The following is a 12475-nucleotide window of genomic DNA, read 5'->3' on the forward strand; positions in this document are numbered from 1 at the left end:
AGCATCGGCCCATGCGCATCCTCCTGGCCGAAGACGAACACACCCTGGGCACCTGGCTGTGCAAGGCGCTGGAGCACGCGGGCATCCAGGTCGAATGGGTGGACGACGGGCGCCTGGCCGACCGGGCGCTGCAGCAGCGCGACCACGACGCGCTGGTGCTCGACCTGGGCCTGCCCGGGCTCGACGGGCACACGGTGCTGCAGCGGCTGCGCGAACGCGACCAGCGGCTGCCGGCGCTGATCCTCACGGCGCGCGACTCGCTGAATGAACGCGTCGCCTCGCTCAACGCGGGCGCCGACGACTTCCTCGCCAAGCCCTTTGCGCTGGCCGAGCTCGAAGCACGGCTGCACGCACTGGTGCGGCGTGCGCGCGGCATCGAGCATCCGCGGCTGGCCTGCGGCCCGCTGGTGTACGACGGCGCGCGCCGGCACTTCACGCTGAACGGCGAGGCGCTGGCGCTCTCGCCGCGCGAACTGGCCGTGCTGCGCGTGCTGGTGCAGCGCAGCGGCGCGCCGCTGTCGAAGCAGCAGATCCTCGAGCGCGTGTTCTCCGATGACGAAGACGTGCATCCCGAGGCGGTAGAGGTTTTCATCTACCGGTTGCGCAAGCGGCTCGACGGCACCGGGGTTCGCATCGTCACGCTGCGCGGGCTGGGCTATGTACTGGAAGCGGACTGAGTGAGCGTGGTGTCCGGCCTGGCAAACCGCCTGCGGCGCGCGAGCCTGTGGCAGCGGCTCGCGTTGCTGCTGTTCCCCGCCCTCCTCATCGTGACGGGCATCGAGCTGTGGATGACCCGGCACGACGCGCTCGCCGCCGCCAACGCGGCCTACGACCGCTCGCTGCTGGGCGCGCTCAAATCCATCGATGCCAACATCTCGACCGCCTCGGGCGGCCTGTCGGTCGAGCTGCCGTACACGATGTTCGAGTTCTTCGAGCTCACGGCGAGCGGGCAGGTGTTCTTTCGCGTATCCACCTCCGACGGGCTGGTCGAGCTCGGCAGCGCGGACCTGCCCGCGCCGCCGGCCGAACTGGCAATGGGCGTGCCGGCCTTCTACGACGCGGCCTACTTCGGAGAATCGGTACGGCTCGCGGCCTACCGGCGCGACCTCGATCGCGCGCCGGCCGGCAGCACCGGGCGCAGCGTGCTGATCCAGGTGGGCGAGAGCACGCGCTCGCGGCAGGAGTTCAGCGCACGCTTCGTGCGCAGCGCGGCGCTGCGCGACGCGCTGGTGCTTGCGATCCTGCTGTGCGGCACCGCCATTGCGCTGGCGGCGGCGCTGCGGCCGCTGTCGCGGCTGGCGCGCGAAGTCCAGGCGCGCACACCGGACGACCTCACGCGCATCGCAGAAACGGATTTGCCCGCCGAAGTGCGCCCACTGGTCGCCGCGGTCAACCAGCAGATGTCGCGCACGCAAGAGCTCGTGACGCAGCAGCGCCAGTTCCTGGACGACGCCTCGCACCAGCTGCGCACGCACCTGACCACGCTGCAGATGCAGGCCGACTACGCGCGGCGCGAGCAGGACCCGGCGCAGGTGCAGGTGGCGCTCGACGCGCTCGGCACCGAGATCGGCCGCGCGACGCGCAGCGCGCAGCAGCTGCTGGCGCTGGGCCGCAGCGACACGGTGTCGGTGGAGCCTGCCGAGTTCGACGTGGCGGCATTGCTGCGCGAGGTGGCGGTCGACCTGCTGCCGCTGGCGCGCGCCAAGCGCATCGACCTGGGCATTCATTCGCCGACGCCGGAGTTCGTTGCGGTGGCTGACCGATCGCTGATGCGCGAGGCGCTGGGCAACCTGGTGGCCAACGCGATCACCTATACGCCCGCAGAAGGCACGATCACGCTCTTTGCCGCAAGCGACGCGGCGGGCTGGAGCCTGAACGTGGAGGACAACGGGCCCGGTATCGGCGACGAGGAGCGCGCCGCACTCGGCCAGCGCTTCCGGCGCGGCGCACGCGCCGGCAAGGGCGGCTTCGGGCTTGGGCTGGCCATTGCGCGCTCCATCGCGCAGCGGCACCGGGGCGAGCTGCGGCTCGAAGCGCGCGAGGCGGGCACGGGGCTGCATGCGATCATCTGGTGGCCCCGCACCCAAGCTGCGGCGGCCACCTGACAAGTCCGCCGCCATGCCCATGCGACCTACCCGCCGCCACGCACTTCGCGCGCTGTCCGCGCTGCTGATGCCTTTGGGCGCGGGCGCTAAGGCTGCTGCCAACGATCCCTCCGAAGACGCTGCCGACTGCGTGATCCCCGCCAAGGCCGGCGGCGGCTTCGCACTGACCTGTGCGCTCGCGCGCGATGCGCTGCAGGCCGTGCGCCCCGCACGCCCGCCGCTCGCCCAGCGCTACCTGCCGGGCGGCATCGGCGCCGTGGCCTTCGACCGAATCGCCACCGGCAAGCTCGGCGGGCCGAGCACGCTGGTGGCGTTCTCGAGCGGCTCGCTGCTCAACCTCGCGCAGGGCCGCTTCGGACCGCATTCGCCCTCGGCCGTGCGCTGGATCGCGACGCTCGGAACCGACTATGGCGTGATCGCCGTGCATCGCGATTCGCCCTACAAACGCCTGCAGGACCTCGTCGCGGCGCTGCGGCAGGACCCGTCGCGCATCGCCTTCGGCGCCGGTGGCACGGTCGGCAGCCAGGACTGGGTGAAGGCCGCGCTGCTGGTGCGCGCCGCGGGGCGCGACCACAAGGCCATGCGCTTCGTGTCTTTCGAGGGCGGCGGCGATGCGCTCGGCGCGCTGCAGGGCAAGCATGTCGACGCCTTTCCGGGCGATGCGGCCGAGGCGCTGCAGGCCATCGCGGGCGGTGCGGCCGTGCGCCTGCTCGCCGTGCTGTCGGAGAACCGGCTCGGCGGCGCGCTCACCGGCGTGCCGACCGCGCGCGAACAAGGCGTCGACGTGGTGTGGCCCACCGTGCGCGGCCTTTACCTGAGCGCTGCCGTGCCGGAATCGGCCGTGCGCGCGTGGACCGCGGCCTTTCGCGAGGCGAGCGCGGCGCCCGGCTTTGCTGCCTTGCGCGAGCAGCACGGCCTGTACCCCTTTGCGCTCACCGGCGCCGCGCTCGACGACTACGTGCAGGCGCAGATCAAGAGTTATCGGCGGCTGGCGGACGAACTGGGCCTGCGGCGCTGGCCTTCCTGAACGCCAAGCAGTCCTGTCAGGCCGCCTTCAGGAACACGTCGTGGTCGGGCGCGAAGTTGGCGTGCAGCGGCAGCATCGCGCCGCCCAGCGCACACGCTTGCGCACCTGCCTTGCCGCCATGCAGCCGGGGCTGCCAGAGGCCTTCCCAGTTGCAGCCGTCCAGCGCGGCGCGGGTCTGGTCGAGCAGCGCCTGCAGCAGCGGGCGCGACATCGAGCCGTCCACCACCACGTCGGGCAGGTCCAGCATGGCGGTGCCGCTCACGATGGCATGCGCCAGCGCCTGCGATGCGCTTTCCAGCCAGGCTTGCGTGGTGGCGGCATAGGGCGGCTGCAGGGCGCGGTCGTCGTAGGCGGCCATGGCGTCGAGGCCCTCGCCGGCCAGGCGCTGCTCCAGCTCCCAGAGCGACGCCTGCGCAACCAGCTGCGGCGGCAGCGCACCGCGGCTACCCGGAGGCTGCATCGGCAATGAAGCGAGCGCGCCTGCGTTGCCGTGCGCACCGGTGTGCAGGTGCGAGTTGATGACCAGTCCGCCGCCCACGAAGGTGTCGACGAAGATGTAGAGGAAGCTCTTCAGGTCGTGCCCTCGCCCACCGACCAGTTCGGCCACGCAGGCCGCGACGGTGTCGCGCGCGAAGCTCACCGGCACGTCGGTGCGCGCACGCACCTCGGCCGCCAGGTCCATCTGGTTCCACAGGTCGGACTGCGCCTTCGACAACCCCAGCGTGCGGTGCCAGCCGCCGAGCTGGAACGGCGCGGCCAGCCCCGCGCCCACGTTGCGCGCGGCCAGCGGCCCCAGCCCGTCGCGCAGCCGGTGGATGTGCTGCGCGATGGCGGGCAGCAGCTCGTCCGCATCGGGAAAGTCGTAGCTGATCGCGTGGCGCTCGCGCACCTGCGCGGCGAAGTCGATCAGCAGCCATTCGGCGCCGCGCCGCCCCACCTTGATGCCGATGGCGAAGGCGCCGTCGGGGTTCAGCGCCAGCGGCACCGACGGCTGCCCGATGCGCCCGCGCACGCGGCTCTGCTTGACGATGAGCCCGTCTTCCTCGAGCCGCGCGGTGATGAGCCCGATGGTCTGCGCGCTGAGCCCCGTCAGCCGCGCGAGGTCGGCCTTGGGCAGGCTGCCGTGGACGCGCAGCGCCTGCAGCACCGTGCGCTCGTTGAACTGGCGCATGCCGACCTGGTTGGAGCCGCGGGGCCGCAACAGGTCAGGCGTGCGTGCAGGCATGTCCGCATCAGGCATGCGCCTCCGCGGGCAACTGGTCGGCCGTCATGGCGCCGGTCATCACGGCGACCGTGTCGCTCATGCTGATCTTCTTCGGGTTGAGCACGGCCGCGCGACGGCCAAGGCGCGCCACGTGGATGCGGTCGGCCACCTCGAACACGTGCGGCATGTTGTGGCTGATGAGCACCACGGGCAGGCCGCGATCGCGCACGCGGCGGATCAGCTCCAGCACCATGTTGCCCTCCTTCACGCCGAGGGCGGCGGTGGGTTCGTCCATGATGACCACGTGCCGCGCGAAGGCCGCGCTGCGCGCCACGGCCACGCACTGGCGCTGCCCGCCCGAGAGCGTCTCGACCGCCTGCGTCATCGACTGGATGCCGACCTTCAGGTCGGCCATGCGGGCGGTGCTTTCCTTCAGCATCTGCTTCTTGTCGAGCATGCGCAGCACGTTGCCCAGGAAGCCGGGGCGGCGCAGCTCGCGGCCGAGGAACAGGTTCTCGTAGATGGTCATGGCCGGGGCCACGGCGAGATCTTGATAGACGGTCTCGATGCCGGCGCGGCGCGCATCCAGCGGATTGCGGAAATGCACTGCCTTGCCGTCGAGCAGGATCTGCCCTTCGTCGGGCACCACCGCGCCCGACAGCGCCTTGATGAGCGACGACTTGCCCGCGCCGTTGTCGCCGATCACCGCAAGGATTTCTCCTTCGCGCAGCTCGAAGTCGACACCGTCGAGCGCCGTGACCTGGCCGTAGCGCTTCACCAGGCCCTTGGCCTGCATCACGATCTTGGGGTTGGCGATGATGTTCATCAGCGGGCTCCCCTGCGCGAGAGTTGGTCGGCTGCGACGGCAAGAATCACGAGCACGCCCGTCACCAGCACCTGGTAGATCGACGACACGCCCATCAGCGTGAGCCCGTTGCGGAACACGCCCACGATCAGCACGCCGATGAGCGAGCCCAGCACGATGCCGCGGCCACCGAACAGGCTGGTGCCACCGAGCACGACGGCCGTGATGGCGTCGAGGTTCTCGGTCTGCCCCGCGTTCGGGTCGCCCACGCCGGTGCGTGCCACCGACAACAGCGAGGCAACGCCGTACAGCACGCCCGCCGCCACGTACACGCCCAGCAGCACGCGCTGCGTCGGAATGCCGACCAGCCGCGTGGCCTCGGCGTTGTTGCCCACCGCATAGATGTGCCGGCCGGCACCCGTCTCGCGCAGCACGAACCAGGCAAGCAGGTACAGCACGAGCATCAGCACCGAACCCCACGCCACTTCGGCATTGCCGATGGCGAAGGTGGTGCCCAGGCCCGTGAGGCCGCCGGGCAAATCGGTGATGGTCTGCGACGACGAATACAGCTGCGTGATCGCAAAGGCGATGTTCAGCGTGCCCAGTGTCACGATGAAAGGCGGCAACTTGATGCGCGTGACCAGCAGCCCGTTGAGCAGGCCGAACAGCGTCGTCACGCCGACGCCGCAGAGGATGGCCACCGGCGCGGGCATGCCCAGTTCGGTCGCGAACTTGCTCATGATGATCCCGCCCAGCGCCATCACCATGCCGCACGACAGGTCGATGCCCGCCGTGAGGATGATCAGCGTCTGGCCGATGGCGATCACGCCGACCACCATCACCTGCTGCAGGATCAGCGAGAGATTGCCGCCGGTGAGAAAGCGATCCGACTGGGTCGCAAAGAAGATGCACGCGCCGAGAAGAGCCAGCCACGGCCCGAGGGCGCCCCACGGAATGTGGTGCGTTGGAGACTTCGCCATGGCTTCGTCCTGATGTTTCCGATTACTTCTTGCCCCAGCACAGCTCGGTGCCGGTCTTGGTGTCCTTGCTGTCGACGCCGGCCACGCTCTTGCCGGCGATCAGCGTCACGCCCGTGTCGACGTAGCCCGAGGCCTTCTTGCCGGTCTTGGCGAACTCCACGCCCGCGGCCACGCCCATGGCGGCCATCTTCAGCGGGTACTGCTGCGAGGTCGCGGCGATGATGCCGGCGGCCGTGTCCTTGATGCCCTGGCAGCCGCCGTCGACCGAGACGATCATCACGCCCTTCTCCTTGCCCGCGCGCTTCAGCGCGTTGTAGGCACCGGCCGCGGCGGGCTCGTTGATGGTGTAGACCAGGTTCACGTCAGGTGCCTTCTGCAGGCAGTTTTCCATCACCGTCTGCGCCTTGGCCTGGTCGCCGTAGCTGTCGGCCATGCAGACGATCTCTGGCGTCTTCGACAGCTCGTTCGACTTGGCGTCGTTGGCGGCAAGCCCGAAGCCCTTCATGAAGCCGTTGTGGCGCTGCGCGCCCACCGGGTGGCCCGGCAGCAGGTCGAGCGCGATGATCTTCGCCGGCTTGCCGGCCATCGCGGCCTTGGCGTATTCGCCGATCAGCACGCCGGCCGTGTAGTTGTTGGTGGCGAAGAGCGCGTCGGTCGCGTCCGGCGGATCGGCCGGGCTGTCGAGCGCGATCACCATCACGCCCTTGTCGCGCGCCTTCTTGATGGCCGGCACGATGGCCTTGGCGTCGCTCGGCGTGATCAGGATGGTCTTGGCGCCGGCGGCAATCATGTTTTCCATCGCCGTGATCTGGCCCGCGTTGTCGCCGTCGGCCTTGCCAGCGCCCGAGAGCAGCTTGGCACCGAGCTTCTTGGCCTCTTCCTGCGCGCCTTCCTTCATCTTGACGAAGAAGGGGTTGGTTTCGGTCTTGGTGACGAGGCCGATAACGGGCTGGTCGGCGGCGAAGGCGGTGGATGCGGCCACTGCGGTGAGGGACATGGCCGCCATGGCCAGGATAGAGCGGGAGCTGAACATGGTTTGTCTCCGTGGGCAGGCGGCGAAGCGCCTGCAGTCTTGTGGAACCGGATCGCTCGGGCCTTGAGGGCTCGGTGTCCGGGCGCAGGGAGACTATCGGCCAGCGGAGGGACTAAATCAAGTGGATTTACTTATCGAAAACCCGGGGTTGCGGCGAAGGGGCGGGACGGTTCGGATCAGTGCGACGATCCGTTCTCGAAGTGCATGTGCTCCTGGGCGGCACTCGAAAATCTGGCGACGAATTCCGGCGTCACATCCTTTACCGATTGCGGCTTGTGATGACCGCGCTCGACAGCCCATTCATAGACTGAAATACCGACCGGATATTTCGTCAGAACCCCTGTCAGGCCACCTTCTTCGATCCACCTCACGGCCTCGGCTTTGTCCCGAAAAACACCCGAAGCGAACTTCGCATTCGCACCGTGAAAAATCCAGACTTCCTGAATCTCAGCCATTTGGGGTCCTTCGGTTTTTACGGCAAAGCCGTGGCTTGCCAGATCGATGCGTCCGTGCCGTGCAACTTCGGATTCAGCCATCAAACTAACTCGCGCTTGCTGGTTTCCAGCATTCAAGCCCCTCCAAAGCACGTTCGATGTCTGTCAGGTCATTGACACCCCGCGTTTCGTCGAAAGCTCCGGACAAGATGGCTCGAATCTTGGCGAGCCGTACGGTTACTTCTCCGTCATCAATGAATTTGGTCGTTTCTGCGTGGTATTCCGATTTTTTCCCGGGAAGATCGGGCGCGTAATAGGAGCCGATCTTGTGCAGGGAAATGAGCACGTACTCGATGTCTCGCAGGACGTGCAATAGCCTCTCCCCATCGATCCGCAATTCCTTGTTCTTGTCGATCATCTACGCTCCCCTAAAACTTGAGATTGCGTGTCAGAGCATCACCCTTAACCGCTAGCTCCTGGCCGTGATACCGAGGATTCTTGACCCCAAATTCTCTAGATCGCATTTTAATTAAGCTTGTCGCATCTTCTCGGCCGCAAGGGGAAATGAATCCAAAACAAACCGCGAAGCCATTTCGATATTCGAAAACTTATTTCGCACACAAGCATCATACAAATCAACGGCATCCTCGTACTTCTCTAGATACTCGTCAAATCCGACCACAATCGTTTTTTTCCATAGCTTGACAAAGCACTCCCAGCGAACCCTTTCGCCGCCTCGCAAATACTCACCTTCAACCCAAAAAACCTTTTTGGATCGCAAAATCGAACCAATTTTTGAAATTATTTCTACGTCATTCATTTCTTTTGGACCAAAGGACGCCCAGGAGAGAGATCAACCCAAATATCAATCGTCTTCCGATGTGACACCCCACCAATCCGATTGGATTTATTTATACCAGTCAATTCAGCCGTCGCGAAAATTCAAATTCGAATTAATTTCATCTAGATTCATTTTCGATATGCATTCGAGGTCCTCTGAATCCAGTACATCAGAAAATCTAGGCACCCCATTCAACGCCCACACGCCGTTTGTTTGGTAGTGCTCTCCTACGAAATAACGAATATTCTGCCGCAGAACTTCGTTACTTAATCCATCATAAACAGCCCGAAGAATCTTCAAAATTCTGGATGCATTGCCAGATGAAAGCAAATCCAGGTCACCGTAAAATCCGTGTGCAGGAAGTGAACTCCCCCATTTCACCATGATATAAACACAAGCGCCAACGACGTCATCGACAGTGATTTCCGAATGCTCCGGCCTGTGTCTTACACAAGACTCGAGGTAACTGCAAACAGATGCCTCGGGTGAAATATCCTCATCATCAAAATAAGAATTCAAACTCTTTCTTGATTTCAAATTTCCAGCAAGAATCTTCGAAGCGTCTATGCCTATCACATCTTGAGGCCGCACCCATACAAATGGCCCAGCGCCCTCGTCTCGCGCCACCAATTCTTCGATAGAAATTCGAGTCGATGGAGTCGCAAAAAGAAATCCGTATTCATTTTTCACTTCACATCACCTTCATCGGGAGCGTAGAGCATCTTTAACAAGGAACGCAAGGTTGCTCAATTTTTTCTTGTCGCAATTCAACATACACAAGATTTATCAGTATCCCTGCGGCGCCCCAAGTGAGCGCACGGGCAAACGCCATCTCCTTTGCGGTGAACGCGCGTGACGTCGCGCGCGCCGCCGTTCCCCCACCAGACCTGCTCGAAATGTCGTAGACAGCGCCTTTGGCCTCCATGAGTCGCCTTCACATCCCGTCGCCTCTTTCAGGCCACGCGGGTGTCTAGCGTATTTGCATCAGCGGCAGGAACGAACCGGCTTCATGGATGTAGTGCACGCTCCAGCCGTGCTCGCCGCCCTCTTCCACCACTGACTTGCTCTGCGTGCTCTCGAACGCGAGCACGTCCCCATCCCAGCCGAAGAGCGTCGTGCTCTCGCCCGAACGCTTGGACAGCCGACGCCCCAGCGCGTCGTAGCTGGAGGCGGTGGTGATGCCGCTCTGATCAGTCGCCGCCTTCATCCGGTTAAAGCCGTCCCAGGCGAAGACGGTGCACCAGCCGTTGCGCACGCGTTCGGTCATGTTGCCGCGTTCGTCGTAGCGGTAGCTGGTGCCCGCGGTTGCTCAGCAGCTTGCAGGCGGGTGCCTAAGAGCGTCGTTGGTTGCCAGAGGGTCAATGATGCTGGTCGCCAGATGAAAGGCGGAGATCTCGCGGCCGACGCGACTGTTCGTCTTCACCAAGCGTCCCACCGGGTCATACCTGATTCAATCTAAATCGTGCGACTCGGGCAACATCATCGTCACCATCCTCAGCTAGATTTTTCACAATATCGGCAGGCGCCTTCTTGTTTGCTGCTATTTTTTTTCGAACCAATGAACTGGAATCTTTCGACAAGAAATCAAAAAGATCAACCGGCAGCCTTCTCTTTTCGGCCAAGATTGACCGAACAAGCTCATCCCCTTGAGTAGCCAAAACCTTCATCACTTCATAAGGAATAGTTCTATTTTGCGCCACATCAATTTGATGAGATCTAAAATTAAGGATCAAATCCTCCCAAACATTCAGAGGCGCCTCATCAGCAAACGATCTGGCAATATCCGATTCGTCCTTCGAATTGCACAGCGATATAAATTCATCAGCAGATTTGATCATGGGCTGGCAGGCCGAGCAGAATCAATTCCACCGCCTTAAAACTAAGAATCAAAAGAGGAAAAATTCAAAAAGAAAACCTGAGTATCGTATCGCCTGCCTTTTCTTGAAACCTCCCAAAACTCCGAGGGACTAAAATCTCCCTCTTTAAGAAATTTTTCCAGCATAAATTCCGCATACTCCAAAGCATCATCGGACATACAAAGAAGGAGTTCATTCCCTTTTATCTCAAGGCTATCTTGGCCATCTCTTTTCATTTTTATTCTTGCCGCATCGACGGAATTACTTGAACGCTTAAAACAATCCAGCACCTCCTCACCATTTTTGCCATCAAAAAGATGAAGGATTGCCGATATGAATTCACGAGCCCCTTTTGCGTCAAATCTAATCGCAAGCTCATCCTTGGACAGTGGGCCAAACTTAAAAACAATCATCAGCGCCCTAAGGAAACGCGCACGTTTTTTGCGACCAAAAAATTTCCCAACGGCTGACTTTTATTTATTTTTTGAGAAAACTTCAGAATGAACATGTGGCACATCCGGGAAATTTTGGACTCCATAAAATGCCTGCTAGATTAATTGCCAAGACTCATTCCGAATTGACGAAATCCATCAATCCCGCTAGAGCATTATTTTCAAGAAAACTCAAAATCCAAACTTGGGAAGCGACACTCCGTGAGTTCGTAAAATCCCAACAGCATCATTCAAAAATTTCAGCGGCAACATCGAATCCTCCCCGTAAGAATCAACGATGCCAATTTCCACCACAAAATCGATCAGCTTAAAAAAATCCTGCCGAATATTCATAGGCACCTTTTCATTTAGTTCCAAAGGCCCAGCATCCCCTCGCCCATTCAAAGGCAAAAGAGCCCCTTCCCTCTCCCATTTTCCAAAATCCGATTGACCCATTTTTCTCAAATGAGCCAACAACATCTCAATTGAAATATCTTCAATTCCAAAATGCCGAATAAAAGCCTCCAAGCAATCCGCTCCATAGATCTGCTTTTCAGATGTCGACAAATCAGAAAAATCATCTCCACTCATAAATCACCTCTCAACCTTTAGTCCAAATTTTTTCACCAATGGATTGCATACACAGCAGGGCGGCTTGTTACTTCCATGAACCCCACACACACTATTTCGCCCACGAACATTGGCAACCGAAATTGTTGCGCCCGTTAGATCAATCCCCTTATTAAGAGCGCGAGATATTGCATTAACCTCGGCACACTCTCCGTTGAATTGATTTGGAGGGATTTCCGCCAGAGCGTCTTGAACCTCCTTATTTTGAACGCCCCCTTGATTCCTACCTACAATGACCCGCCCATCCGAGGCCCTTATTACCGCCACAGTATTTGGCCGTTTGTCTGCCGTCAACGATTGAGCTTTATCCGCCAACCGCTGTGCAGGGTTTTTACCGCTAGATGAAAGTCCTAGGGGATCGATCCATTCAACGGCATTCGGCGCATAGGCATGCAAATTCATGCCTCCCTCCAATGCGATCGGGTCGCTGGATGCGAATCTTCCGCTGGCTGGGTCGTAATATCGATAGCGGTTGTAATGCAGCCCCGTTTCCTCATCGAAATACTGCCCCTGGAACCGAATCGGATTCCTGAACCCCGCCCTTCTCCCAGCCTCGCTGATCGCCTCCCGCGCCTCCCCCCAGGCTTTGTACTGCGCCGACCAGGCCACGCTGCCTTCATGGTCCGTCAGCTCCTGCGGCGTTCCCAGGTGATCGCATTGGTAGAACGCCATTTCCCTCCTGTCGAACGCGCGCGGCGCGCTGCGTCCCTCACCGTTCCACAGCGGATCCTGCTCGATGTCGTAGACGCCGCCATTGGCTTCCATCAACGCCTTCGCATCCGTCGTCTCGCTCAACCCCACCGCCTGCGCCTGACGCACCTGCACCAGCGGCACGAACGAACCGGCCTCATGGATGTAATGCACGCTCCAGCCGCGCTCGCCGCCCTCTTCCACCGCTGACTTGCTCTGCGTGCTCTCGAACGCAAGCACGTCCCCATCCCAGCCGAACAGCGTCGTGCTTTCGCCCGAACGCTTGGACAGCCGACGCCCCAGCGCGTCGTAGCTGAAGGTGGTGGTGATGCCGCTCTGGTCGGTCGCCGCCTTCTTGCGGTTGAAGCCATCCCAGGCGAAGACGGTGCGCCAGCCCTTGCGCACGCGTTCGGTCATGTTGCCGTGCTCGTCGTAGCGG

The 12475-nt window shown here is 61.9% G+C and carries 16 protein-coding genes; 3 read left to right on the top strand and 13 right to left on the bottom strand.

The features are described 5' to 3' along the window. Positions 1 to 11: 11 nt before the first annotated feature. The 3 genes from ACEOAB_RS17905 to ACEOAB_RS17915 are packed head-to-tail and all read left to right on the top strand — an operon-like array spanning position 12 to position 3132. On the top strand, positions 12 to 677 hold the full coding sequence (locus ACEOAB_RS17905; RefSeq protein ID WP_495653015.1) for a response regulator: 666 nt from the start codon (positions 12 to 14) through the stop codon (positions 675 to 677). After that, on the top strand, positions 678 to 2105 hold the full coding sequence (locus ACEOAB_RS17910; protein WP_495653016.1) for a sensor histidine kinase: 1428 nt from the start codon (positions 678 to 680) through the stop codon (positions 2103 to 2105). 19 nt (positions 2106 to 2124) lie between these two features. Further along, positions 2125 to 3132, top strand: a complete 1008-nt coding sequence (locus ACEOAB_RS17915) for a Bug family tripartite tricarboxylate transporter substrate binding protein (protein ID WP_157610111.1) — start codon at positions 2125 to 2127, stop codon at positions 3130 to 3132. 16 nt (positions 3133 to 3148) lie between these two features. Here the strand turns inward: ACEOAB_RS17915 and ACEOAB_RS17920 are convergent, their stop codons facing one another. From ACEOAB_RS17920 to ACEOAB_RS17980, 13 genes are all read right to left on the bottom strand, one after another. Beyond that, on the bottom strand, positions 3149 to 4372 hold the full coding sequence (locus ACEOAB_RS17920) for an ROK family transcriptional regulator (RefSeq protein ID WP_056591578.1): 1224 nt from the start codon (positions 4370 to 4372) through the stop codon (positions 3149 to 3151). Further along, entirely contained in the window at positions 4365 to 5162 is a 798-nt protein-coding gene (locus tag ACEOAB_RS17925) for an ATP-binding cassette domain-containing protein (protein WP_007828054.1), read from the bottom strand. The genes ACEOAB_RS17920 and ACEOAB_RS17925 overlap by 8 nt, the downstream gene beginning before the upstream one ends. Then, entirely contained in the window at positions 5162 to 6121 is a 960-nt protein-coding gene (locus tag ACEOAB_RS17930; protein ID WP_056591575.1) for an ABC transporter permease, read from the bottom strand. The genes ACEOAB_RS17925 and ACEOAB_RS17930 overlap by 1 nt, the downstream gene beginning before the upstream one ends. Before the next feature lie 22 nt (positions 6122 to 6143). Next, a complete protein-coding gene (locus tag ACEOAB_RS17935) occupies positions 6144 to 7154 on the bottom strand; it encodes a sugar ABC transporter substrate-binding protein (RefSeq protein WP_413748709.1) in 1011 nt (336 codons plus the stop codon). Between the two features lie 176 nt (positions 7155 to 7330). Continuing rightward, positions 7331 to 7690, bottom strand: coding sequence for a DUF7710 domain-containing protein (locus ACEOAB_RS17940; RefSeq protein WP_413748708.1), 360 nt, complete (start codon positions 7688 to 7690; stop codon positions 7331 to 7333). 4 nt (positions 7691 to 7694) lie between these two features. Next, positions 7695 to 8006 carry a hypothetical protein gene (locus tag ACEOAB_RS17945; RefSeq protein WP_413748707.1) on the bottom strand — a complete coding sequence of 104 codons (312 nt, stop codon included), beginning with the start codon at positions 8004 to 8006 and terminating at the stop codon, positions 7695 to 7697. 111 nt (positions 8007 to 8117) lie between these two features. Next, entirely contained in the window at positions 8118 to 8408 is a 291-nt protein-coding gene (locus ACEOAB_RS17950; RefSeq protein ID WP_413748706.1) for a hypothetical protein, read from the bottom strand. A gap of 105 nt (positions 8409 to 8513) precedes the next feature. Further along, a complete protein-coding gene (locus tag ACEOAB_RS17955; RefSeq protein ID WP_413748705.1) occupies positions 8514 to 9119 on the bottom strand; it encodes a hypothetical protein in 606 nt (201 codons plus the stop codon). A gap of 280 nt (positions 9120 to 9399) precedes the next feature. Then, on the bottom strand, positions 9400 to 9696 hold the full coding sequence (locus ACEOAB_RS17960) for an RHS repeat domain-containing protein (protein ID WP_413748704.1): 297 nt from the start codon (positions 9694 to 9696) through the stop codon (positions 9400 to 9402). 172 nt (positions 9697 to 9868) lie between these two features. Further along, positions 9869 to 10267: a hypothetical protein gene (locus ACEOAB_RS17965; protein WP_413748703.1), complete on the bottom strand. Its 399-nt coding sequence runs from the start codon at positions 10265 to 10267 to the stop codon at positions 9869 to 9871. 41 nt (positions 10268 to 10308) lie between these two features. Beyond that, the gene (locus ACEOAB_RS17970) at positions 10309 to 10698 is read right to left on the bottom strand and encodes a hypothetical protein (protein WP_413748702.1); all 390 of its coding nucleotides are present in this window, start codon (positions 10696 to 10698) and stop codon (positions 10309 to 10311) included. A gap of 210 nt (positions 10699 to 10908) precedes the next feature. Then, positions 10909 to 11307, bottom strand: a complete 399-nt coding sequence (locus ACEOAB_RS17975; protein ID WP_413748701.1) for a hypothetical protein — start codon at positions 11305 to 11307, stop codon at positions 10909 to 10911. A 3-nt stretch (positions 11308 to 11310) separates the two neighbouring features. Continuing rightward, the gene (locus ACEOAB_RS17980; RefSeq protein WP_495653017.1) at positions 11311 to 12453 is read right to left on the bottom strand and encodes an RHS repeat-associated core domain-containing protein; all 1143 of its coding nucleotides are present in this window, start codon (positions 12451 to 12453) and stop codon (positions 11311 to 11313) included. Positions 12454 to 12475: the final 22 nt, after the last annotated feature.

The sequence above is a fragment of the Variovorax sp. Varisp53 genome (assembly GCF_059491555.1).